Here is a 24675-nt window from a genome sequence, read left to right on the forward strand (position 1 = left end):
CAGGCGGGCCATATGCACGCGGCGCAAGCGAGCATCGAGATCGAGCCGCAGGTGCTGCATAAGCGCTGGCAATACGATCCGGTGGGCGAGGTGGTGAACAAAACGCACAACCGGTATGGCGAGACGCGCTACGGCTATGACCCGACGGGCCGCATCGAGCACGCGTTCGGCGCGGGGTTGCCAGCGCAGATGTTCCGCTGGGATGAGGCGGCGAATCTGGTGTCGGGTTCGCATCCGGGTGGATATGTCGAGCACAACCGGCTCAAGATGTTCGAGGACAAGCGCTTCGAGTACGATGTTTATGGGCGCCTGACGCGCAAGCTGACCGGGCGCGGGCCGTACAAGGAGCAGAAATTCGAGTACGACGCGGCGCATCGGCTGACGAAGGTGACGACGCTGGAGCGCAACACGATCGCAACGATTCGGTTCGAATACGACGCGCTGGGGCGACGCATTCGCAAGACGAACGGGTATGTGGGTACGGATTTCCTGTGGGATGGGATGCGGTTGCTGCAGGAGAGTCGGGGCGACGATGAGGCGACGTATCTGTATGAGCCCGATAGTTATGTGCCGCTTGCGCGGATCGATAGTCAAGCGGTGCAGGCGGCCAATGACGATGCAATCGATACAACGAAAACGGAAGGCATCTATTACTTCCATAACGATGTATCGGGCTTGCCGGAGGAGTTGACCGACGTCGAAGGGCACGTCGTGTGGCAAGCGCAGTATCGCGTGTGGGGCAGTACGGTGCGCGAGGAGTGGACCGTTGCGGAGAGTGAGCAAGCGACAGTGGTATGGACCTCACCCGGAACGGTGCGTGTTGTGCCGGCACCGCAACGACGCACGCCACTGCCGCAGAATTTGCGATTCCAAGGGCAGTACCTCGATCGCGAGACGGGGCTGCATTACAACACCTTCCGGTTTTATGATCCTGACATCGGGCGGTTTATCAGTCACGACCCGATCGGGCTGGCAGGTGGGGACAATCTCTATCAATACGCGCCCAATCCGCTTCAGTGGATCGATCCGCTAGGCCTTTGGGGATCCGGCCCACGCACAAAGTATCGCTATAACGGCGACGGCTCGCTCAAAAGTGCGACTGCGAGGATTCGCCCCGAAGATTTGGGCACCGGGACGCCGACAAATGCCAGTTCTCGTCTTTTTGCTCGGGCATTGGGTCTCAACGGAGATGATGCCGGTCACGCTATTGGTAACCGACTTGGTGGAAGCGGTGGAAAGGGCAACGTATTCCCTCAAGCAGTGAGCATCAACCGCGGCGAATTCCGTGACTTCGAAGGCAACATTGCCGAAGCGGTGAAGAGTGGCAGCAACGTTATCGTTCGAGTTGCGCCGTTGTACGATGAAGGTTCAACACGGCCTCATTCCATTCTTTACCAAGCCAGAGTTGACGGGCAGACCGAATCGCGGATCTTCAGCAATCCGCGCCCGTGTAAGCGTTGACGCAGGAGCAAACGATGTCACCGATGGACAGAATACAAACTTTTCTCCTTCAGATGTGGGAGTGGGAGGTGAACTTCCATGCCGAAAAGAGCAGCGATGCGTACAAGCAAGATCCGAATTACAGAGATCAGGCTGATCGAAACGCCAAATTCAAGTTGAAGACGATATTCTCCGAAAACCTCAGCATGAAGGCTTTCAATGACCTTGGTACAGCGCGGCTCGACACCCTTGGAACAGGAGTTCCTCCTGAGTATGGTCAAGCGGTGCTAGCTGACACCGAATCGCGTTCAGGGAGCGCCACAAATATCGAGGCGGTCAGGCAGAAGGGACTTAAGCAACGTTACCGCTACACAGTGATTATCGAACACGATCTACCGAAGATCGATGACGTATACATTTGGCGGGGTAGTAGTGGAAGGTGGGAGCGCCGGCATGCGCTCTAGAAATAAACTAGGACCGCAGTCTCAATCCGGTTCTGAACCGCTCCGGGAATCGTGGAGGCAGGTCACCCGGAAGCCATTCGAGCAGCAGAAAGGCGACGATGGCTAAAAGGGCGAACCCCGAAGGGCGGATGCTAACGGAGGGAGCATGAACGAGTTCTCGAAGTGTGGACAAGCGCTTACCCAGACTGATATAGAGAAGCTCGAGAGCGATCTAGGCACCCGGCTGCCGGAGGCGATGCGGGATCACTATTTGAGGTTCAATGGCGGCATGCCGACGCTCGACTGGTTCCCAATGACCGATGATTGGGACGCGATATGGGTGCACGAATTCCTTCCGGTTGGGACGCGAGCAGGACAAGAGCCGGCCATTCAGAGCATATATGCTCAAGTTGCTGGCAGGGCCGGATATCCTCGCTCGCTGATTCCCTTTGCTGTTGATCCTGGCGGGAACATCTTCAGTGTTGACACGGACAACGGTGCTGTCCATTACTGGTTAACCGACACCTATGATGAAACGCTGACTGATGCGGAAAATCGCAAGAAGGCGGATCGGCGCCTGACAGGCTCATTTGAGCAATTCGTATCCTCGCTCGTGTCCGAGGACGAGGCATTTAACTAACGCTCCATTCCTGGCAACAAGGGCCACTGAGCGGCCCTTATTCATTCAAGCGACGGTGATGGTGATCTTGCCGTGTTCGACAGCGATCTTGACGCGCTGGCCGGGTTGATTAGCCGGCGTGCTCGATCCACTGTCACCTTCCGGTTTTAGGATCCCGACATCGTGCGATTTATTAGTCAGGATCCTATCGGGGCTCGCAGGTGCGAGCAACCTGTATCAATACGCAGCAGGTGGATCCCGAATCCAGGCATAACGGCCGTCATCCCGATACATACGTGGAAGCGGCGAGCCGGCGATTGTTCGACGCGGACGCCATTACCGTGCCAAAAGGCACCAATTCGCCTGCGGCATCAGTTCACCAGATTAAATTATCAAAATATTAAATTATCAAATTAGAAATCCATTTATCTGGGTTTAATGTGCGTAACCCTACACGTCTCGGTAAAAATGGCCGCATCAATTTGACTAAGATCATGATTGCGAGTGAGTGATAACCGGAACATAACGAGGCGTGCGAAGCGATGATTGTCGATGCATTAATTTCGTTGCAGCGTTGCTGTGTTCGGAAAGCGATTAACTGATCAAAACCAGTGAAAGGAGGAGACCATGCGGTCAGCCAGCGTATCGACGCGTGCGCGCCGATTGATTTTGCTTGCCCTTATTAGCAGTTGTGCGGCTACGGCTTATGCCGCGGTAGGCGGCAAGGACCCGACCAACAGCTACAGGGTGCCGCCACGTCCGATTGGTTCGACACAGGCTGCCGTCAAGCCTGGCCTTTCGCATGAGGAATCGGAAAAGGCGTACAAGGAATCGGGCCGGCCTCCATTCGACCGGGCGAAGATAAAGCACGTAGGCGACGCAGTCGAGCGCGAGTGAGGAGAACGGCTATGAAAAAAATCATCGTTGCGACGATGCTCGTTTTTGCATTTATTCAGATTTCGTTGCCGTCTATCGCGCATGCGCAAACCACGACCGCGAAAACGCTGATTCTGTATGACAACCCACCTAATGACCCATATTCGAAGCTCGGCTTGATATACAGCATCATGCTGAGAAATTTGCTTGGGCATTTCAATGCAACCGTTGAAATTGTCCCGGTGCAAAATTATGTCGCCGGCCAAATTGGCAGCCACGACGCTACCTTCTACGTTGGTGACTATTACAACAATCCGCTGCCGGCTGTATTCATGAACGACGTTATGTCCGCCACCAAGACGGTGGTGTGGTTCAAGTACAACCTGTGGCAGATCGCCTGGAATACCGCGTACCCGTTCAACCAGACCTTCGGGTTCAACTTTGTGGGGCTGGCCGGCTTGAACGCGCCGCCGTCATCGAGCAACCCAAACCCTGGTTTCTACAATACGGTTACCTACAAAAATATGTCGCTGACGAAGTTCTACGCGTATGACGCGTCAACGGGTGTCGTCGAAGGGGACCCCGACGTTGGGCTTACGCAGGTAACCGATGCAACAAAGGCGCATGCGCTCGTCACCATCACGAACAGCGCGAACGGCGCAACCGCGCCTTACATCATGCGCTCCGGAAACTTCTGGTATTTCGCCGACATGCCGTTTTCGTACATCGGCCCGATGGACCGGTATCTGGTGATGTGCGATGTGTTGCACGACATTTTGAATACCGGCGCACCGGTCTCGCATCGCGCGCTCGTGAGGCTCGAAGATCTCGATGCGTTCACGACGACGAGTTCGATGAAGCAGCTCAGCGACTATCTGTTCTCGAAGCGCATCCCGTTCACGATGGCTACCATTCCGCTTTATACGGACCCGAATGGGTATTACAACGGAGGCGTTCCCGAAACGATCCATCTTGCGCAGGCAGCCGGTCTGAAGTCCTCATTGACGTATGCGTTGGCGCGCGGCGGATCGATTGTGATGCATGGCTATACCCACCAGTACGATGCCACTCCCAACTTGCAAAACGCGGTGAGCGGCAGCGACTTCGAGTTCTGGTACGCCGTGCAGAACCGCCCGGTTGATGAGGACTCGCAACAATGGGCGGCACAACGGTTGACGAATGGCTTGGCCGAGTTTGCGAACAACGGCTTCAAGGTACTGGGTTGGGGCGCGCCGCAGTATCAGGAGTCGCCACTCGCGGCCGCAGCGGTCGCGGCGCAGTTCCCGACCACATTCCAACGCGCGGTTTATTACACGGCTACGAACCCGCATTTGGGCACGGGCGCGGCCAATCAGGACTTCTCCGCTGGCCAGTTCTTCCCGTACATCATTAATAAGGACTACTACGGACAACGAATCATTCCCGAGAATCTCGGGAGCATTCAGTACAACATCTGCAACGTCGATCAGTTCTCCTGCATCGCCTACACCTGGCAACAGGTTCTCGCCAACGCGCAATACGCGCTCTTGGTGCGAGACGGCTTCGCCTCGTTCTTTTTCCATCCGTACTGGCTCGAGCCTAGTCTCCGCTTGCCTGCGTTGTCGGACTTCAAGAGCCTCGTGACAGGCGTGACGAATCTTGGATATAAGTGGGTCGATGGCACGACGGCGAAGTGATTTTAGATCGGGCAGCCGGCGCAGGCGATATTTGAGCGTCATCCAACAGACCGCATCGAACGCCGGCTGTACTGTAACGACGTCTGCTCGGGGTAATGAGCAAACTCAAAATGCACCATTGGCCAATGCCGGTGCGTGACAGGGGATAAGCAATGAAGAAGGTGTTGACGGTGTTTGGAACGCGGCCAGAAGCAATCAAGATGGCACCGCTCGTTCATGTGCTCGCGGCACGACAGGGGCTTGACGCAAAAGTGTGCGTCACCGCACAGCATCGCCAAATGCTAGATCAGGTGCTCGACTTATTCGATATCGTGCCCGACTTCGATCTCAACATGATGCGCGAAGGGCAAACGCTAGGCGATCTGACATCGGGCATCCTGCAATCGATCGGCGACGTCTACGATCGTTGGCAACCCGACGTCGTGCTGGTCCATGGCGATACGACAACAACGTTGGCCGCCAGTCTAGCCGCGTTTTATCGTTACATTCCCGTCGGCCATGTTGAGGCAGGGCTGCGTACGGGCAATGTCTGGTCACCATGGCCCGAGGAACTCAACCGGCGCGTGACCGACGCGGTGGCCTCATGGCTTTTCGCACCGACCGAGCAAGCGATGCACAACCTGCTCAGCGAAGGGGCGCCGGCGTCGCAGGTCGTACTCACCGGCAACACGGTGATCGATGCGCTGCATCAGGTGGAGCGCAAGCTGGCAGGCGATACCGCGTTGACCAGACGCATTGCCGCGCGCTATCCGTTTCTCGATTCGTCGAAGCGATTGATTCTCGTGACGGGGCACCGCCGTGAGAGTTTTGGCGAACCGTTCAAACATGTCTGCGAAGCGTTGCGCATGATTGCCGAGATGCATGACGACGTGCAGCTCGTGTACCCGGTGCACTTGAATCCGAATGTGCGCGAGCCGGTGCATGCGATTCTCGGCAATGAGCCAAATATTCATTTGATCGATCCGCAAGATTACCTGCCGTTCGTGTTCCTGATGTCGAAGGCGTATCTGATCATCACCGACTCGGGCGGAATCCAGGAAGAGGGGCCGGCGTTGGGCAAGCCCGTGCTCGTGACACGCGATACGACCGAAAGGCCCGAGGCCATTCGTGCAGGAACGGCACGGCTTGTCGGCACGCGCGCGGAGCGGATTGTTTCGGAGGTCAGCACGCTGCTTACAAACCACGCGCAATACGACGCGATGGCCCACGCGAGCAACCCCTATGGCGATGGCAACGCTGCTGAGCGGATCGCGGATGCGCTCGATAGCATTCCTGCCACATTCCGGACGAGCGGACCGACCGATGTTCAGCCCGCCATGCTGCATAACGCGGTGGCATCGGGCTTGTTCGCGTTGCGCACGGCGTGAAGATAAAGGCGAAGGGGGCTTACATACTGTGTGGCGTCGAACAGTCAGAAGGATGACCAAGCCGCAAGATAAGACAAACAAAGACAAAACAAGAAATGCAGCAGACGTCTCAACGGGGAATGGATACCGTGAATCAGATATCGAAGCGCCGACGCGCATCGGATGATTACGTGTGCCCATTGGATGTCGGATCTCATCGGCAGACAACAAAATGCAGGCTACGTCGATTTGGCAGTTCTACTGGGGCGCGTTGAATATCATCGCGTGGTCGACGGCCATTATCATTCTCGTCAGTACGCTCGACGATCTCTTTCTCGATGGATGTTATTGGGTATCCGAAATAGCGCGCCGGCTGCGCGGCGAGCGCAGTGTCGCCGTCGATGCGGCAGCACTGCGTGCGATGGACGAGCGTTACTTGGCCATCATGGTACCCGCGTGGAAGGAATACGATGTCATCGCCAAGATGATCGAGAACACACTGGCGACGCTCGAATACCAGCGCTATGTCATTTTCGCCGGCACCTATCGCAACGATCCCGAGACGACGGCCGAAGTCGAGCGGATGGTCAGACGGCATCCCGGGCGCGTGATACGGGCAACCGTGCTCAACGATGGGCCCACCTGCAAAGCCGACTGCTTGAACTGGATCGTCGCGAACATCCTCCGTCACGAGATGACGCACCATGTCAAGTTCGAGGCAGTCGTCATGCACGATTGCGAAGATGTCATTCACCCGATCGAACTCAAATATTTCAATTACGCTGTCTCCCGGCACGATCTCGTGCAATTGCCGGTGTTATCGCTTCCGCGTAAATGGAATGCGTTCGTTGCCGGAACCTATCTCGACGATTTCAGTGAAACGCATCAAAAAGACCTGCCGACGCGGGCGCGTTTGACGGGCATCGTGCCCGGCGCGGGTGTGGCGTCATGCTATAGCCGCCGCGCCATCGAGGCGGCGATGGCTGACTCGGAGGGAAAGCCGTTCAACACCGATTCGCTGACCGAGGATTACGACTTCAGCTTCAGGCTCAAGGCGCTCGGAATGACGCAAACGTTCGCGCACTTCCCGATGGCCGATGACGGGAGCAGGCCCCATCGTTTCGCCGCGGCACGCGATCTGCTGGCCACACGCGAATTTTTTCCCGACACGCTGCGCACAGCGTACCGGCAGCGTGCCCGTTGGATATTAGGCATTGCGTTTCAAGGCTGGCAGCAGATCGGATGGCAAGGCAGCCTCATGCAGCGCTACATGCTTTTGCGCGATCGCAAGAGCATGCTGACATCGATCGTATCGGTCATTGCGTACTTGCTGCTGGCCAACTTTCTTGCAATTGCTGCGCTGCAGGCCGCCGGCTATGCGCCTGCGATGGAAAAGGGCGGCACCGTGCTGAGTGCGTGGCTGATGCCGTTGTTGATGGTCAATACGGCGACGCTGTCTCTGCGTCTTGCTCAGCGCTGGTATTTCGTCACTCGGCTAAACGGACCGCTGCAAGGATGGCTGTCGCTGCCCCGGATCTTCGTGAACAACCTGATCAACTTTCTTGCCGTTTGCCGCGCGTGGCGCATTTTCATTCGTCATCTGGCGACGGGCAAGCCAATCGCTTGGGACAAAACGAGCCATACCTATCTGTCCAACGAAGCGCTCGGCAAAGCGCGTCGCAAGCTCGGCGAAATTTTGCTCGATTGGGGCGTCTTGACGCAGGCGCAACTCGACGCCTGTCTCGCACAGCAGGCTGCCTGTGGCCGGCGCCTCGGGGAATTGCTGATCGAAAACAACGAAGCGAGTGTCGAAGCGATTGCAGATGCGCTGGCCGAGCAGGCCGATCTGCCGCGGGTAAGTTTGAGCAACGTGGCGATCGGTCATTTCAGCAAGTCGCTCGCATTCGAGTTGCAGCAAGCGTACGGTGTCGTACCGTTTTCGACGGCCGAAGACGGCACGCTCAACGTGGCGGTCGGCAGCCCGCTCACGGACGACGAGCGCGACATCGTGAGACGCGGTGCCGCGGTGAATGTCGCCTACTTCATCGCTAGCGACGTAGAAATCGCGGCAGAACTGGCGAGGCACGCGCACTTTTTCGAGCACGAGCGAAGAACGGACCGGGAAGTGTCCGTCCGCCGTGCGGCGCCTTCGGGGCGCCCGGGGGAACGGGTATGAAACGATCGACGATATCGCGGGCGGTGCGCTTTGGCGTGCTGGTCCGCGCAGGGGGGATTGCCGCGCTCGCGACCTTCGCATGGAATACGAGCGGCGCCGAGGCGCTGACACCGAAGGCTTATCGGCTGGCTGACGCCGCTTATAAGGCCATCGCAGCAGGTGATCTACCGGGTGCGGAAAGCTATGCGTCGCGCGCGCTCAAAGCTCAACCGGCCAGCCTTCAGTTAGCACTCCTAATGATCGATGTCTTCGTACGCGAGGGCAAAGTGGCCGAAGCCGACGCACAATCGGAAGCTTTACTGCGCAGGCATCCGGACGATCCGCTGGTGTTGGCGCGACACGGCTTTTTGCAACAGGCACAGCATCAATACGAAACGGCGAAGCACGACTTTTCCGCCGCGTTGGAAAAGGGCAAATGGAACGCAACGGAGGAGCGCAACCTGCGGCTTGCGCTTGCCGACAGCGCACTCGGCGCGCACGATCCCGAAACGGCGAGTCGGGCTTTGGCGCCGCTCGAGAGCGCGCCCGACACAGCCGTGCAACTACGCATCGCGCAACTGCGGTTGCGCAACGGCGACCGTCAGGGTGCGTTGCGTGCTGCCGAGATTGCGCAACGCAATGCCACAACGGACGAAGACCGCCAAAGCGCGGCAACGCTGATCGAATTTGCGAATGCGCCCGAGCCGAAGGACGATACGGCGATGAAGACGCTGCAAACCGCGTACGACTTGTTGCGGGAGGGACACGATGCGGATGCGCTCGCAGCTTTTCGGCAAGGATTTGCGGGTGGTGCGGGCGGCGCGGGAAATTACGCGGACGCAGCGTACGCGGCCAAGCGTCTCGGCGAGAACGACGACGCCGTTGAACTTTTCAAGCACAGCCTCGATACCGACGATAGCGAGCACGCTTTCGACGTTCAGCGCAGGTTTGGTTATCGACGCGAAGTTCAACAGCTCGAGCGCACCTGGGGCTTTGTAGTCAGCTTGCCCTATCAGGGGTCAGCGTTTTCGCCGCAAGGTACGGTCAACGTGCTGCAACCCGGCATCGAGGCGTATTGGCAACCGCCGAAAATTGGCTATCAAAACGGGCGCGTCCTGCAGTTTTTCGTGCGCGGCTACGGCACGGCGTATGATGGTTCCGGTAACGTCACAGGCATGCCGACCGTGCAAGGTTCGGTGGGCGTGCGTTACAAACCCATCATCGATCAGAACCTCGTCGTGGCAGCGGAGCGGCTCGTGCGCATCGGCAGGTTTTCGACCAACGACTGGTTGGCGCGCCTGGGCTACTCATCGGAGGCCGGCAGCGATTTGCGTATCACCGAGCCGAGCTGGCGCAGTTGGCAGGTCTATGGGGAGGCCGACTACTTCATGCATCAAGGCCGCTATGTGCTCTATTCGGAGTTGCGCTACGGACACACGTGGGCGCTGCCCAGCATCAGCGATCACTTGACGATCTACCCGCACGTCGCGCTCGTGTTCGATCACGATAACCGCGAGACGCAAAAGACAGCGCTCGGTGTCGGCCCCGGGGTGCAATTTCGGTTCTGGTTCCGCGAGAACCGATACAGTGCCCCGGCCAGTTGGGCCGACGTGACCGTTCAATATCGTTTCCCCCTTACTTCGGCAGCGCGCGCGCGTGGTGTCGTCGTGCAGGCCACACTCTGGTTCTAGAACTGGACGAGACACGATGGCGTTATTGCTCGGCTCCTTTCGTTCGATCGCTATCGGTGTGATGCTTGGCGTCATCGCGCTGGGCATGTCGGCCATGTCGGGGTGCAGTGATATGCCCAAAGATGCCCACGTGGACGGAATCGTTTGGCAGCCTGACGAGGCGACGGCCCGTACTGCCGGCAACTGGCAAATGCTCGGCGTGCGCGAACTGCTGATTCAATGGATTGTCGTCGACGATATCGCATTTGTCAGCGGCGCTGGTCTTCCGACCGCACGACGCTTGCCCGACTTCGAACGCATTGGCCGCGAGCCATGGGCACGCAATGTCATTCTTGGGCTCGCCGGCTACGGTGACGAAAAGCGTGCGCGTGCCAATGTCGCGCAACTGGCGCAGCGGTCCGCGGCGCTTGCACGCCTGCCATTGCCGCTGCACGTTACCGGTTACTACTTTCCGGTGGAAATTGACCCGACTTGGACCGACGCGCCGCGACTCGCCAAGCTGCTCGATAAACTGCCGCGTCCGCTATGGGTGACGGTGTACGACAGCGCGAATGTCGGCGGCACGACGCTCGCGAGCTGGCTCGCAGCATGGTTGCCCGCGGACGTCGGCATTTTTTTTCAGGACGGTTGCGGCGTCCATGCGCGTGAGCCGTCTGTCGCGCGCGAATACCTCGATGCGTTATCGAACCGGCTCGGCAAGGCACGCGTGCGTGTCATTGCCGAGGCGTTCCGTCCCGCCGTGAAAGGCGGCTTTCGAAGCGCTACCGCTGATGAATTGCGCTCGCAGCTGTCGCAGTACAGCGGCTATACCGTCTTTCTCTTCGACGGGCCGCATTACGTTTCCGACGACCTTGTTCGTGCGCTCGCGCCTGACGCCGCGAAGGGCCTGCCCGAAAAGAGCAAGCCCCCAGGCAGTGTCAAGCCGGCGCCTTGAGGTTGAGGATCGTTTGACGAAGCAGTTGCCAGTAGCTGCTCGTCGTGTACGGAATCATTTCCTCCGCGTAATACCACCAGAAGAACCCGCCAATGAACCGGGGGTCGGCCATGCTGTTGACCATCGGGTAGTACGTGGTGATCAGACTCTTCTGAACGGAAGACGGCGCCGCCATATCCGACGTGCCAATCTCGCCGAAGCCGACCTTTGCGTTCGGGAAGATCGTCTCGAGTGCCGCGAAGTCGTTCTTCCATGAAGGCGACAATCCCGGGCAGTCCTGGTAGGGGTAATAGCTGAAAAGTGCATAGTCGGCGCCTTGGCGGACCGTGCTCGACAGGAAGCTCGTCGGCCAAGTCTTCCAGTAATCCTGTGGCCTTTCCCAGCAGTTGGTGCCCTTGCTGTCGTCGTTGTAGTAGAGCGTGATCGCCGTTTTTCCGCCCGCCGATTTGACGATCGTATTGGCTGCTTCGACCATCTGCCCGATTTGCGTCTCTTCGGAATTGACGACGGAGGTCGATCCGCTCGGATGGTTACGCAGCCATTCGCCGTTGATCTCATTGGCGATTTCCCAGACGTCGACCGTGTTCTTGAGCGTCGAGACGAGTTCTTGCGTTCGCGCTTTGTAGCCGGTCAATGTGGTTGGGAAGTAATACGAATCCATGACCTCACCCATCACATTGGCGACAGCATGCAGGCGTAACAGTGGCGCGTAATAGTCGCTCGCGGGCGTGCCGACATCGAACACGACGCGAACCGTTGGCCGATACGGTAGGTTCGAGAGCGAATTAACGATGGCGTCGATCTTCGTGAGGTCGTCGAGCGTCACGCCGTAGACTGGGTTTTTCAGGGGCTCCACTTGCGCGGTAGCGGGCGTCGACATCAATGCCGAAGCGGTGAGAAATGCCGCGGCGGCGGCTCTCGAGAGTGATTTGATCAGTCCAATAGCCACGTCTTTGTTCCTCCGTTGCGTTGAAAAAGCGCGATGTTACAGGAGGATGGCGGCCAATTATCCGACGATAACTTACCGCAAACGTTTGATCGAATACATCACATTGTGAGTAAAGAGTTGAAGCATGGATGATTAGTTAGGTTTCCTAATGAACGGCATTGATCTCGATCAACCACATCGTGCCGATGTGCAGGCAACCAATTTTCTTGGAACGAGGTGCCTCGGCGATGCTTCGCCGAGGCATGGCGGCGGGAAATGACAGTCAGGGATCGGAGTTCAGAGCGAAGGTAGCGCGGGCCGCGTTTCGATCGATCGGCGAATGAGGGCCTCGACTTCCTGGCGCTCCTGACCGACGAGAGGCAGCCGCGGCGGACGCACGGGTTCGGTGCCGAGCCCGACGATCGCTTCGGCGAGCTTGATGTTCTGCACGAGCTTCGACGAAACATCGAGCGCGAGCAACGGTGCGAACCAGCGATAGATTGCGCGGGCCTCTTCAATGCGCCCGAGCTGCAGCAGCCGATAAATCGCAACCGTTTCGTGCGGGAACGCACAGACGAGGCCGGCGACCCAGCCATGAGCGCCCATCAGAATAGCCTCCATGGCGAGGTTATCGACACCGCATAGAATCGAATAGCGCTGGCCGACCGCGTTGATCAGATCGGTCACGCGCCGCACGTCGCCGCACGATTCCTTGATGGCGACGAATTTGGGTTCGTCGGCGATCTCCGCGAACATCTCAGGCGTCATATCGACACCATAAGCGAGCGGGTTGTTATAAACCATCAGCGGCAACGGGCTTGCGTTAGCGATTGCGCGGAAGTGCTGCAGCGTTTCGCGCCGATCGGAGAGATAGCGCAGGCCGGGCAGCACCATATAGCCGGCGGCCCCGCGCGACGCCGCGCGCTCGACTTGGCGGCAGCCATCGAGCGTGCTGTTCTCGGCGATGGTGAGCAAGACCGGCACCCGCGCACCTGCGGCCTCGACAGCAATATCGAGCACTTCGAGCTTTTCGTCGAGCGAGAGCGTCGACGCTTCGCCGAGGGAGCCGCACACGATGATGCCGTCGACGCCCGCATCGATTTGCGCCTCGATATTCTTCTTCGTCCACGCGCGGTCTATGCTGAAATCTCCGTGAAATTTCGTTGTTACCGCGGGCAGTACGCCCTTCCAGCCTTGTGCCATCTTTTCTCTCCTGAGCGAAATCGATAACTGTAAATCTCCAGCGCAGTGTAAGCAGAGGGCGCCGCATCGTCTTGCGCGGTTCGCGCATTCGCGATGCCGATTTCGGCATAGCGCTCGGCGGGCTTCGGATATGCCGAAATCGGCATGCCACGCGCGCATCGACGCCAAGACGGTATGCAGCGTGCCTTCCTACTATTGCCGCATGAACCCTACATCCTTCATCGATTCTCATACCGGCGGCGAACCGACCCGTCTCATCGTAGCGGGTGGCCCCGCGCTCGGGCACGGACCGCTCGCCGAACGGCTCGAATTGCTGCGAACGCGCCACGATGACTGGCGCGCCGGTGTGGTGACGGAGCCACGCGGCTCGGACGTCATGGTCGGCGCGTTGCTGTGCCAGCCGCATGATGCGAGTTGCGCGGCGGGCGTGATCTTCTTCAATAACGTCGGTTATCTCGGCATGTGCGGTCACGGCACGATCGGCCTCGTTGCATCGCTTGCCTATTTGGGGCGGATCGCACCAGGCGTGCATCGAATCGAAACGCCCGTAGGCGTGGTAGAGGCAACGCTGAATGCCGATTCGAGCGTATCGGTGCGCAACGTGCCGGCTTATCGCTATCGGCATGCAGTTGCAGTCGACGTGCCGGGGCATGGTGTGCTGGCGGGCGATATCGCCTGGGGCGGCAATTGGTTCTTTTTAGTCTCCAATCACGGGCGGGAGATCGAACCAGCGCGCATTGCCGAGCTGACGGCATTCACGCGCCAGATTCGCGATGCGCTGGCTGCCGCCGGCATCACGGGCGCAAACGGCGCTTATATCGATCACATCGAACTCTTCGCGCCTGGCTCGAACGACGAAATCGATAGCCGCAATTTCGTACTGTGCCCCGGCGATGCTTACGATCGCTCACCATGTGGCACCGGCACCAGTGCAAAGCTGGCCTGTCTGGCGGCGGACGGCACGCTTGCGCCGGGCCAACGCTGGTGGCAGCAGAGCATCATCGGCAGCTTGTTTGAAGGGCGTTACGCATGGCTCGATGCGCGCGATGACGCGCATGATGAAGGAGCCCCCACGGCCAACGCAAATTCATTCATCGTGCCGACAATCACGGGGCGCGCGCACATCATGGCTGAAGGCACACTTCATTTCGAACAAGACGATCCGTTTGCCGCGGGCATCCCTCTCGCACGCAGTGTATGACGGCCGACGCAATAGTCGTCGGCGCGGGCATCGTTGGCGCTGCCGTTGCGGCGGAGTTGGCGGCTCGCGGCATGATGGTGGAAGTGCTCGATGCGCATGGCATCGGCGGTGGCACGACCGCGGCGGGCATGGGCCACATCGTCGTGATGAACGAGACGCCGGCCGAGTTCGCGCTCGCCCGTTATTCGCGCGAACTATGGCTGGCACTCGCGCCGCAGTTGCGCAACGCCGATGCATTCAGCCGTTGCGGCACGCTGTGGGTCGCGGCCGACGACGAAGAATGGCAAGCCGCGTGCGCACTTCATCACACCTTCGCAACGCATCAGGTGAGCTCGCAATTACTCGACCAACAAGCGTTGCGCGAATGCGAGCCCGCGTTGGCATCATCGATGAGCGGGGGCTTGCTCGTCGAAGACGACAGCATCGTCTACGCACCGCGCGCGGCGCAGTGGTTGCTTACTCAATCGTTAGGAGCACGAAATATTCGTGTGCGGACCGACGCCGAGGTGGTGGCCGCCTACGCGCGGACGGTGACGCTTGCTGACGGAAGTTGCATCGCGGCCGATTGCGTCATCGTCGCCAATGGCCTCGATGCGAAGCGCCTGGTGCCGTCACTGCCACTCGAGCCGAAGAAGGGGCATTTGCTTATCACCGATCGCTATCCCCGGTTTATTTCGCATCAATTGCTGGAGCTCGGCTATATCAAGAGCGCGCATCAGACGCAGGGCACTTCGGTTGCGTTCAACGCACAGCCGCGCCCGACAGGGCAATTGCTGTTGGGCTCGTCGCGCCAGTTCGAGACGACCGATGCGGCGGTCGACTTGCCGGTGCTCGCGCAAATGCTCGCACGCTGTGCGCGCTATCTGCCGGCGCTATCGCAACTCAACGGCGTGCGTGCGTGGACGGGCTTTCGAGGGGCGACGCCGGACGGCCTGCCGCTGATCGGCCGGGTGGGGCGGAAAGGCTTGTCAGATGCGCCCGATGCGGCGAGCGTATGGGTCGCAACGGGCCACGAGGGTCTCGGCGTGACCACCTCGCTTGCCACGGCGAAGCTGCTCGCGGCGCAGATTCTCGGCAGCGATGCCGAGATCGACGCGCTACCGTATCGCGTCGATCGTTTCGAAGCGGGGCTAAGCAATGCTTAAACGATGCACTATCGACCGTATCACCGTAACCATCGATGGAAAAGCACTCGTCGTTCCTGCCGGCACGAGTGTGGCGGCGGCAATGACGCTCGCATATGGGATTCGCGGTACACGGGTATCGGAAAGCGGAATGCCGCGTGCCCCACTTTGCGGAATGGGCGTTTGTCAGGAGTGCAGAGTAACCGTGAACGATCGCGCTCATGTACTGGCGTGCCAGATAGTGTGCGGCGAAGGCATGTCGATATTCACGGAGCGTGCCGATGGTGACGCATGAATTCGATATCGCGGTGATCGGCGCCGGGCCTGCCGGGCTCGCCGCGGCATGTGCGGCGGCGCGGCATGGCAAGCGCGTGGCGCTGATCGACGACAATCCGCGCGCGGGCGGGCAGGTATGGCGCCAGACGCCGCAACAACCGGCCGCTGCACCGTTGCGACGCGCGCTTGCCACGCTGCACGAAAACGACGGCGTGGCGATCTTCGTGGCGACGCGTGTGGTCGCGCCGTTGCCGCCGAACGCGCTGCTTTTCGAATCCGCAGACGGTCGCGCCGAAACTATTTCGTACTCCGAACTAATTTTGGCGACCGGTGCGCGCGAACGAATCTTGCCGGTAGCCGGTTGGACGCTGCCGGGCGTCACTGGGGCCGGCGCGTTGCAGGCGCTCATCAAAGGCGGTATGCCCGTGCGCGGCGAACGCCTCGTCATCGCTGGAACCGGCCCGCTGCTGATGGCAGCGCTGGCCACCGCGCGTCGAGCCGGTGCCGAAGTGATTGCGGTCGTCGAGCAGGCTTCGTTGCCATCGGTAGCGCGGTTTGGCGCATCGCTTCTCGCCACGCCATCCAAACTCTGGCAAGCGGCCTGTTTGACGCGCGGCTTCTTTGGGTTGCGCTACTGGAGCGGCAGCATCGTGCGCGAAGTCCGCGGACACGGCCGAGTTCAGAGCGTGGTCGTTCGTCGCGGGAGCCGGGACGTCGTGCTTGAATGCGATCGGCTTGCCTACGGCTACGGGCTCGTGCCGAATGCGATGCTTGCGCTGGCGCTCGGCTGCGAGGTGGACGCGAAAGGAGGTGCGATCGCAGTCGACCAAACACAGCGCACGTCGCTCGGAGGCATCTGGGCGGCCGGCGAATGCACCGGTATCGGCGGAATGGAACTCGCCTCGGTTGAGGGCGAGATCGCCGGTCTTGCAGCCAGTGGCGTGCCCGTGCCGCACGAACTGATGCTTCGGCGGCGGCGATGGCAGCGTTTCGCTGCGCGTGTTGCGCATGCGTTCACGCTCGGTACGTTGGTGGGCGAAGTCCCGAGCGACGACACGCTGCTGTGCCGCTGCGAGGATGTGACGTTCGGCGAGGTGGCTGAGCATACGAGTTGGCGCGACGCGAAGCTGCATACGCGTTGCGGCATGGGGCCGTGTCAAGGGCAGATTTGCGGGATGGCCGCACAATTTTATTTCGGCTGGGCGTGCGCGGCACCGCGGCCGCCGCTTCGCCCCGCCAGGATTGCGACGTTATTGGCAGCGGCAACCGGCGGCCACGCGCACTCTATAATCGAGCCATATTCGACTCTCGAGCGCGACGCGTAGGTGAAAGCGCGCCGCATGGATGATGACGCCGATGCATTCTTTGCCACACGCTCCTGCCGCCGCGACGCTCGCCGAGATGCTGCCGTTTTTTGCGCAACTGGAGCCGGTTTTCGACGCACTTCCCGAAGTGGTGTTTTTTGTTAAGGACTCCGAAACACGTTATGTGCTCGTGAATCGAACGCTGGCTTTCCGGTGCGGCTGCAAAGAAAAACGCGCGTTGCTCGGCAAAACCACGGAGGAGGTATTTCCGAGCCGTTTCGCGAGCGCGTACATGGCACAGGACAGATCGATTCTCGAAGGTGGGCCGTCGATGATCGATCAACTTGAATTGCATCTCTACCCCGGCCGTCAGCCGGGCTGGTGCCTCAGTTCGAAGGTGCCGCTGCGCGGCGCCGATGGCACGATCGTAGGCGTTGCCGGTATCTCCCGCGATTTGCGTGCGAACGAAAAGACCCATCCTGCCTATACGCGTCTCGCGACGGTCGTTCAACATATTCAGGACAACTACGTACAGCCGCTCAACTTGACGCAGCTTGCAAAGATGGCCGGCATGTCGGTGGCGCAACTCGAGCGCTACTTCCATAAGGTGTTTCATCTGACGCCTCGGCAAGTGCTGTTGAAGACGAGGCTTGATGCCGCAACGGCGCTGCTGGTATCGGACGACAAGGTAACGGACGTCGCCGCGCTATGCGGCTACACCGACCACAGTGCATTTACGCGGCAATTCAAGGCGACCGTCGGTGTCACACCCAGCGAATACCGTGCGCTGTTGCTCGGCCCGAGTGCGCGGTAGAGCGCTCTTACCTTGGATGTCATTTTCGCGGCGACTGCGTCTTCTTCGCTCCTGGTCAGCCCGCGCTAATCGGGCTCGTTAGCATTCGGTCTTCATTGGAATCGTGCCCAAGGAGCGACAATGCGTGCATCAAACATTGGCGGCGGTGCGCCCGGTCTGGGCCCGCCTGACGACAAACGTGATCCCGCTCAGCCACAGCGTCTATCGGCGACGCCTCAGCAGAACGTTGCAGGCTCGCTGGGCGGCTTAAGCCGGATCCATCGGCCCCCGCCGAACGCCTTCCCGCGTAATGCGCGTGAAACGCTTTTATCGGCCCTCGGCCCCGGCGCGACGCTCGTCAGCCCGCCGGGCGACAGCAGGACGTTCGTCGTCCAATTCGAAGGGCAAGCTGTCAGGCTGCACGTCTACGACATAAAAGCATCTACGGAAATGACGTACGTGCAAGTGGAAGGGGAGCCCGAACTGTTCGAGTCCGAGCCCGCGGATGACATATCCGATGTGTTGATTGGCTGGGACGATAGGCGGCAGGTATATTGCGTCAGAAGCATGGTACAGACCGGCATCGGGCAGACCGGCTTCGCTTACATCGACGATAAGCTCCTTGATGAAGCTCGGTGGAGGGGCATCGCATCGCGAACAGTCAGGACCGATGGGGCCGTCGTCGGGCGGATGTTTGCCGTTCCGCGCGCTGGTATAGCCTCGGCGCTGCGGCAATTTCTGGCCTCCCATCAACCCTCGTAGGCAGCGGCAGACTTGTAGCCTGCACATAGCGGCATGTAATGTGCTCGCCGCGCACCAACTCGATGCAGAAAAATAGGAGTCCGAATCGTTTTGCGGCTGACCGCTAGCTTCTGACGGATCAGCGCTGACGCGAATCGGCACGGTCTCTTGACGCTGCCCCGACGGCTGACCGATAGTGGGCTGATGACTGATATCCACACTTTCCCGGCAATGCTGACGCCGGCCAAGCGCTGTTTCTCCGGGCGACGAATCAACAGGTATGGCCATGCGCGCAGCGTGCACAATCTCGTATCGGGAGGCTGACGATGCTTCGCGAAAGTGCCAGTGCCAACATTCGCTTTCCGGCAACCTGTGCACGCTGCGGCGGGCACGTTGCAGAGCAGGTTGCCTTCTGCCCGCATTGCGGCACGCACGCCCGGCTCGCCTTCGCTAGCGATAACAGCCCGCCGCGCACCAGTGCCGCTTCGAAGACGCGTGACGACCCACGCGGCGAGCCGCGATGGTCGTCGCCGCCGAGGCCGTTGTTTGCGTCGGCCGCAGGGGGCAACGCGTATGCGAACTTACCGCCTCCGCCCGAGATTGCCGAAGGCGGCCGGCATTGGGGCATCAAGGCGGGCACGGCGCTGACGCTGGCGGTGTTCGTCGCGCTGTATGGCTCCATTGTGTTGGTGCATCGATATAACGATGCATCGTCTCGTATACAACAAAGTACGTTGCGTACGGTAGAAGGCACCGTTCAAGCCAACGCGACATCAGCGGCCGGTCAGCCGATCAATAAGCGCAATGCGGCCAAAGCGCCATCTACCTCGCCGCCGGCGACGGTTTCGTCGGTGACGCCTGCGCCGGCATCTGCGCCCGCGCCGACACAGAGGGCGTCGACTTCGGCGCCAGCGTCAACGCCAACGGCGGACTCGGTCGGTTCGACTACCACGTACGCGTCGCCCGACTCGAATGTCACTCCCGAGCAGCACGCGCGGGCCCCATCGAGCCAGGCCGTCGCCCCCGTGACGGTGCCGTCCATCGCGGGACGGTCGACATCGTCTGGCACATCGAGCTCGAAAACCGCAGCGAGAGAATCTGAAAAAGCAATTACTTCGAAGCCGACGCGTCATCCCAATGTCGCGAACACGTCTGCTGTTGCGAGCCTCGCAAGCACGAGCACGAGTACAAGCGCGCAAAAAGCGTTGGAGCAGCGTCGCAGCGCCTCGGTCGCGCGCTCGATCGCCATCGCGCAGGCAAGTCTCGAAAAGAACAACTTATCGGCTGCGCGCCGGGCATTGAGTGAGGCGCAGTCGGCGCAACCGGGGAACAGCGAAGCGTTCATGTTGCAGCAGGATCTGGTGTCACGCGAACGGGCACGTGATTCCGCGTTGAGCGCGGCGCGCATCTGCGCCGTGCAGCAGCAATGGAGTTGCGCGTGGCATCAAGCGGGCGCGGCGCTTGCGGCGGATGCGGGCAGCGTGGAAGCGAAGGCGCTCGTGCAGCGCTCGATCGTTGAATCAGGGGCCGCGACGCGGCCGGCCGGCCCTGGGCCCGACGGTCCCGATGTGCCGTTGCTCGCGCAATAGCGCAACAGCTCAATAGCTAGATAACGCCTCGGCCCTGGACCGGCTCGCACTCAGCGTCTTCGCACGAGGCGTTCGAAAAGCGTATCCCTGCCGATTCGCATCAGATAGGTCAATTCAGCGGCGGCGAGGCCCAGCCGCCCATAGGTGGGATGCAGGCCGAACTGCTGCAGTGCCTGCGGTAGCGGTATGTCTTCGGCGATCGCGGCGGCAAGCAACTCGCCCGCGGCGGTGGTGGGCGCAACGCCGTGCCCGCCGAAGCCGACTGCGTGCCAGATGCCATCGGTGCTCCGGCCGATTTGTGGCATCTTGTGCCGCGCGTAACTCATCAAACCGCTCCATGCATAGTCGATTCGCGTGCCGCGTAACTGCGGATAGACGCGCAGCATGTCACGGGCAAGCAAGCGGGAAATTTGTTCCGGCTTGCGTTCGAATATCGAAATGCGCCCGCCCCAGAGCAGCCGTGTATCGGGCAGCGGGCGGTAATAGTCGAACGCGAAACGCGTGTCGTAGACGGCAGAGCGACATGCAATCGCCTCTTGCAAACGCCTGCCCAATGGTTCCGTCGCAATCACATAGGTGGCAATTGGCAGCACTGCACGTTCGACACGCCGATAGACACCACGCGAATAGGCACCGGTTGCCATAATCACCTGTCGAGCGCTGACCGTACCGTTAGGAGTCCTTATCAAAAAGCGATTGTGTACACGCTCGATGGAGACGACCGGACTATGTTCGTAGACGCGAACGCCGGCTCCTGTCAGCGCACGCGTCATGCCGAGCACGTATTTGAGCGGATGAAAATGAAAGCCGTGCGGCTCGAACAATCCATCATGGTAGCGATCGGATAGGAGACGGCGGCGTAGATCTGGCTTCGCAATCGGCTGCCAATCAATGCCGAATGAAGCGCGCATCAATGCGCGCTGAGCATCGAGCGCGGCGGTATTGTTGAACCAATCCGCGAGGATGATGCCGGCATAGACGGCATCGCAATCGATCTCGTAACGTGCGATGCGCGAGCGTATCGTTTCGACGGCGCCTGTAGTTAGCGCATAGAGTGCGCGTGCGCCATGCGCTCCGACGCGCCGCAGCAGTTCGATGTTATCGAGACTGAATCCGCCAAAAACGAAGCCGCCATTGCGCCCCGATGCGCCGAACCCGACACGTTCGCCCTCGAGCACTACGACGTCGCGTTGCGAACGTTCGACGAGCCCGAGTGCCGTGGAGAGCCCGGCGAACCCGCCGCCGACGATGCAAACCTCGGCTTCGCCGGTTTGCGTGTCAAGGCTTGGCAGCGAAGGGCGCACAACAGTTGCTTCGTAGTAGCTGCGCGCTGGGGCGTGCATCGGATTGTCAGTCGCTCAGACGATCGGCGGATTGAGGCGGGCGAAGCCTTCTTGCCGATGATAAGGCGCATGCGGATAGGGCGCCGTCACCGCGCTCGCGCCATTGAGCAGTGCCATCTGCTCTTGCGTGAGCGACCAACCGATCGCACCGAGGTTATCGCGCAGTTGCGCCTCGTTGCGCGCGCCGATAATGACCGACGAAACGGTAGGACGCTGCAACAACCAATTGATCGCAATCTGCGGCACCGACTTGCCCGTTTGCTCGGCTATTGCATCGAGCGCATCGATGACGCGATAAAGCAATGCATCGTCGACGGGTGGCCCGAAACTCGCGGTCTCATGCAGGCGGCTTTGTTTGGGCAGCGGTTGACCGCGACGGACTTTGCCGGTCAGGCGGCCCCATCCGAGCGGGCTCCATACCAGTGCACCGAGCCCCTGATCGAGACCTAGCGGCATCAGATCCCATTCGTAATCGCGCCCGACGAGCGAGTAGTACGCCTGATTCGCGACATAACGCGGATAGCCGTACTTCTCCGCGACCGCGAGCGACTTCATGATCTGCCAACCCGAAAAGTTGGATACACCCACGTAGCGGATTTTGCCCGCCCGCACGAGGCTGTCGAGCGTTGCGAGCACTTCCTCGACGGGTGTGGCCGCATCGAACGCATGAAGCTGAAAAACGTCGATGTGATCGATACCGAGCCGCTCGAGTGCCGCATCGACTGCACGCACGAGGCGCAACCGCGAGGAACCGCCATCGTTTGGTGCGTCGCTGAGCGGCAGCGACGCTTTCGTCGAAATCAGCACGTCGTTGCGGCGGCCCTTGATGGCTTCGCCAAGCACGCGTTCGGATGCGCCGTCCGAATACACATCGGCCGTATCGAACATCGTCACGCCAGCCTCCAGGCAAAGGTCAACGAGGCGCCGCGCTTCATGCACCTCGGTTGTGCCCCAGTTCGAGAAAAGCGGCCCGCTGCCGCCGAAGGTACCGGCGCCAAAGCTCAGCGCCGGTACTTTGAGTCCGGATTTTCCCAACTGCCGATATTCCATCTTCAGTCTCCTATTCGGAACGCTTCAATTGGTTACGCGACGATCGACGCGGCGAGGCGGCCGACGCTCGCAAGTGCTGCGTTGCGCTGTGCTTCCGGCGCGGTCGTCGCTGTCAGATAGGCTGCCACGAGCAGCGGCTTATCCGTCGGCGGCCACATAATGCCGACGTCATTTGTGCTACCGCGCTCGCCTGTGCCGGTTTTATCGCCGACGCGCCAGCCGGGCGGCAGGCCCGCACGCAGGCGCGCGCCGCCGGTGCGGTTCGCGGCCAGCCATGCAAGGAGCTGCGCGCGTGAGCCCGACGAAAGACGATCGCCCAGCAGCAACTCGCGCAAATCCGAAACCATGGCGGTAGGCGTCGTGGTATCACGCGGGTCGTCCGGCAGCGATTCGTTGAGCGTCGGCTCGTTACGATCGAGACGCGTGACAGTATCGCCCAAGCTGCGCGCGAATGCAGTGATGCCAGCAGGGCCACCGAGGCTCGCGAGCAGCAAGTTCGCTGCGGTGTTGTCGCTCAAGGTAACCGCCGCGTCGCACAGTTCACCAACCGTCATGCCGTTGCCGCCGGTACGGTGGCTCGTAACGGGCGAGTATGTCTCGAGTTCTGCCTTGCTAAAGACAATGCGGCGCTCGAGATTTTCGACGTGCCGGTCAGTGCGCTCGAGCACCGCAGCCGCGGCCAGCAGCTTGAAGGTGCTGCAAAGCGGGAACCGTTCGGACGCGCGCCGGCTTGCGATGAAGCCCGTGGCCGGATCGAAAATCACAACGCCGAGCCGACCGCCGACACGCGCTTCGATCTCGCCGAGTTGCGCCTCGATGGTGCGCTTCAATTGCGATGTTTGATATCCGGCCGGCCGGGCCGATGACCCTTTTGCCGCATGGCGGGCCGCGTGTCCAATCAGCGACGCACTTGAAAGCCCCGCGACCAAACCGCCCATGACCGTGCCGATGAACCGTCTTCTTTGCATCATCATTTCTCCGGTTGAAAGAGACGCGAATATCGCTCGGCAACCCGGTCGCCGACAATCGATGATATTTTTCCGGACGCAAAAGAAAATCTTATGGATCGATCGACATGGGACGTTATCTACCGCTTAACGCGTTGCGCGCATTTGAATCAGCGGCGCGGCATTTGAGCTTTACGCGCGCGGCGCGCGAGTTGAACGTGACACAAGCAGCCGTCAGCCAGCAAGTCCGCGTGCTTGAGGAGCGCCTCGGCACCGCGCTTTTCAAGCGTCTGCCGCGCGGGCTTGGTATGACGGATGAAGGCTTGGCGTTAATGCCCGTGCTCAGCGATGCGTTCGGCCGCATCGATGCCGTGCTCAGACAGTTCGAAGGGGGCCACTTTCACGAAGTGCTGACTGTTGGCGTGGTGGGCACATTCGCGGTCGGCTGGCTGATGCCGCGTCTCAATCGATTTCGCGCGGCGCATCCGTTTGTCGAACTACGGCTGCTGACGCACAACAATCTTGTCGACGTGGCAGCCGAAGGGTTCGATTGCGCGATTCGTTTTGGCGATGGCACGTGGCCCGGCATGCAAGCGGCCGCGCTCGTTGCCGCGCCGCTCGGCGTGCTTTGCGCACCTGAGGTGGCCGCACGGCTGCGCACGCCGCGCGATCTCGGCAACGAAACGTTGTTACGCTCGTATCGCGTGGACGAATGGACTCGCTGGTTCACTGCGGCCGGCATTGAGGCAAGGGCGATTCGCGGGCCTGTGTTCGATTCGTCGCGCTTGATGGTGGAGGCTGCGATGCAAGGCGCGGGCGTCGCGCTTGCGCCCGTGTGCATGTTCGAGCGTGAGCTGCACGCGGGACGCCTCGCGCGCGCGTTCGATATCGAGGTCGATACCGGTAGCTATTGGCTCACATGGCTGAAATCCAAGCGGATGACGCCTGCGATGCAGGCGTTCAAGAGCTGGATAGTCGATCAGGCCGGCACGTGAA

Annotated in this window: 22 protein-coding genes; 17 read left to right on the forward strand and 5 right to left on the reverse strand. The window is 60.3% G+C overall.

From position 1 onward, the window contains the following. The 9 genes from ACSQ20_RS19325 to ACSQ20_RS19365 all read left to right on the forward strand — a co-directional run. On the forward strand, window positions 1-1461 hold a 1461-nt coding region (locus ACSQ20_RS19325), incomplete at its 5' end, for an RHS repeat-associated core domain-containing protein (RefSeq protein ID WP_436023270.1). A 14-nt stretch (window positions 1462-1475) separates the two neighbouring features. Beyond that, window positions 1476-1904, forward strand: coding sequence for an NTF2 fold immunity protein (locus tag ACSQ20_RS19330; protein ID WP_436023271.1), 429 nt, complete (start codon window positions 1476-1478; stop codon window positions 1902-1904). A 145-nt stretch (window positions 1905-2049) separates the two neighbouring features. Continuing rightward, window positions 2050-2523 (forward strand): SMI1/KNR4 family protein, encoded by a 474-nt coding sequence (locus ACSQ20_RS19335; RefSeq protein WP_436023273.1) that lies wholly within the window; start codon window positions 2050-2052, stop codon window positions 2521-2523. Between the two features lie 606 nt (window positions 2524-3129). Beyond that, window positions 3130-3399: a hypothetical protein gene (locus ACSQ20_RS19340; protein ID WP_436023274.1), complete on the forward strand. Its 270-nt coding sequence runs from the start codon at window positions 3130-3132 to the stop codon at window positions 3397-3399. Window positions 3400-3410: 11 nt separating this feature from the next. Then, window positions 3411-5054 carry a DUF2334 domain-containing protein gene (locus ACSQ20_RS19345; protein WP_436023275.1) on the forward strand — a complete coding sequence of 548 codons (1644 nt, stop codon included), beginning with the start codon at window positions 3411-3413 and terminating at the stop codon, window positions 5052-5054. 152 nt (window positions 5055-5206) lie between these two features. Beyond that, window positions 5207-6421, forward strand: a complete 1215-nt coding sequence (gene wecB, locus ACSQ20_RS19350; protein WP_436023277.1) for a non-hydrolyzing UDP-N-acetylglucosamine 2-epimerase — start codon at window positions 5207-5209, stop codon at window positions 6419-6421. Window positions 6422-6632: 211 nt separating this feature from the next. Further along, window positions 6633-8576 carry a glycosyl transferase family protein gene (locus ACSQ20_RS19355; protein WP_436023279.1) on the forward strand — a complete coding sequence of 648 codons (1944 nt, stop codon included), beginning with the start codon at window positions 6633-6635 and terminating at the stop codon, window positions 8574-8576. Next, complete coding sequence (locus tag ACSQ20_RS19360; RefSeq protein WP_436023281.1) at window positions 8573-10246, forward strand: NfrA family protein; 1674 nt, start codon at window positions 8573-8575, stop codon at window positions 10244-10246. Before ACSQ20_RS19355 ends, ACSQ20_RS19360 begins: the two co-directional genes overlap by 4 nt. A 16-nt stretch (window positions 10247-10262) precedes the next feature. Further along, window positions 10263-11180 carry a hypothetical protein gene (locus ACSQ20_RS19365; RefSeq protein WP_436023283.1) on the forward strand — a complete coding sequence of 306 codons (918 nt, stop codon included), beginning with the start codon at window positions 10263-10265 and terminating at the stop codon, window positions 11178-11180. Here the strand turns inward: ACSQ20_RS19365 and ACSQ20_RS19370 are convergent. Together ACSQ20_RS19370 and ACSQ20_RS19375 are read right to left on the reverse strand one after the other, a co-directional pair. After that, window positions 11164-12060 carry a hypothetical protein gene (locus ACSQ20_RS19370; RefSeq protein WP_436025737.1) on the reverse strand — a complete coding sequence of 299 codons (897 nt, stop codon included), beginning with the start codon at window positions 12058-12060 and terminating at the stop codon, window positions 11164-11166. The genes ACSQ20_RS19365 and ACSQ20_RS19370 overlap by 17 nt on opposite strands. 345 nt (window positions 12061-12405) lie before the next feature. Beyond that, the gene (locus ACSQ20_RS19375; protein ID WP_436023285.1) at window positions 12406-13311 is read right to left on the reverse strand and encodes a dihydrodipicolinate synthase family protein; all 906 of its coding nucleotides are present in this window, start codon (window positions 13309-13311) and stop codon (window positions 12406-12408) included. A 202-nt stretch (window positions 13312-13513) separates the two neighbouring features. Between ACSQ20_RS19375 and ACSQ20_RS19380 the strand changes: the two genes are divergently transcribed. The 7 genes from ACSQ20_RS19380 to ACSQ20_RS19410 all read left to right on the forward strand — a co-directional run bounded on the left by ACSQ20_RS19380 (window position 13514) and on the right by ACSQ20_RS19410 (window position 20339). Beyond that, window positions 13514-14512, forward strand: a complete 999-nt coding sequence (locus ACSQ20_RS19380; protein ID WP_436023287.1) for a 4-hydroxyproline epimerase — start codon at window positions 13514-13516, stop codon at window positions 14510-14512. After that, window positions 14509-15657: an NAD(P)/FAD-dependent oxidoreductase gene (locus ACSQ20_RS19385; protein WP_436023288.1), complete on the forward strand. Its 1149-nt coding sequence runs from the start codon at window positions 14509-14511 to the stop codon at window positions 15655-15657. Before ACSQ20_RS19380 ends, ACSQ20_RS19385 begins: the two co-directional genes overlap by 4 nt. After that, entirely contained in the window at window positions 15650-15931 is a 282-nt protein-coding gene (locus ACSQ20_RS19390; RefSeq protein ID WP_436023290.1) for a (2Fe-2S)-binding protein, read from the forward strand. Before ACSQ20_RS19385 ends, ACSQ20_RS19390 begins: the two co-directional genes overlap by 8 nt. Next, window positions 15921-17237: an FAD-dependent oxidoreductase gene (locus ACSQ20_RS19395; RefSeq protein WP_436025739.1), complete on the forward strand. Its 1317-nt coding sequence runs from the start codon at window positions 15921-15923 to the stop codon at window positions 17235-17237. Before ACSQ20_RS19390 ends, ACSQ20_RS19395 begins: the two co-directional genes overlap by 11 nt. Before the next feature lie 22 nt (window positions 17238-17259). After that, window positions 17260-18030, forward strand: a complete 771-nt coding sequence (locus tag ACSQ20_RS19400; protein WP_436025741.1) for a helix-turn-helix domain-containing protein — start codon at window positions 17260-17262, stop codon at window positions 18028-18030. Between the two features lie 120 nt (window positions 18031-18150). Further along, on the forward strand, window positions 18151-18771 hold the full coding sequence (locus tag ACSQ20_RS19405) for a hypothetical protein (protein ID WP_436023292.1): 621 nt from the start codon (window positions 18151-18153) through the stop codon (window positions 18769-18771). 305 nt (window positions 18772-19076) lie between these two features. Next, complete coding sequence (locus tag ACSQ20_RS19410; protein WP_436023294.1) at window positions 19077-20339, forward strand: hypothetical protein; 1263 nt, start codon at window positions 19077-19079, stop codon at window positions 20337-20339. Between the two features lie 50 nt (window positions 20340-20389). Here ACSQ20_RS19410 and ACSQ20_RS19415 read toward each other — a convergent pair whose 3' ends face one another. From ACSQ20_RS19415 to bla, 3 genes are read right to left on the reverse strand one after another with little or no spacing between them, the layout of a single operon-like run. Further along, entirely contained in the window at window positions 20390-21682 is a 1293-nt protein-coding gene (locus ACSQ20_RS19415) for an NAD(P)/FAD-dependent oxidoreductase (protein ID WP_436023296.1), read from the reverse strand. Window positions 21683-21697: 15 nt separating this feature from the next. Continuing rightward, window positions 21698-22732: an aldo/keto reductase gene (locus tag ACSQ20_RS19420; protein ID WP_436023298.1), complete on the reverse strand. Its 1035-nt coding sequence runs from the start codon at window positions 22730-22732 to the stop codon at window positions 21698-21700. A 32-nt stretch (window positions 22733-22764) separates the two neighbouring features. Further along, entirely contained in the window at window positions 22765-23703 is a 939-nt protein-coding gene (bla, locus tag ACSQ20_RS19425; protein WP_436025743.1) for a class A beta-lactamase, read from the reverse strand. 104 nt (window positions 23704-23807) lie between these two features. Between bla and ACSQ20_RS19430 the strand changes: the two genes are divergently transcribed. Continuing rightward, window positions 23808-24674, forward strand: coding sequence for a LysR family transcriptional regulator (locus ACSQ20_RS19430; RefSeq protein ID WP_436023300.1), 867 nt, complete (start codon window positions 23808-23810; stop codon window positions 24672-24674). The last annotated feature ends 1 nt before the right edge of the window (window position 24675 follow it).

It is taken from the genome of Trinickia sp. LjRoot230 (assembly GCF_964253315.1).
Classification (GTDB): Bacteria; Pseudomonadota; Gammaproteobacteria; order Burkholderiales; family Burkholderiaceae; genus Trinickia.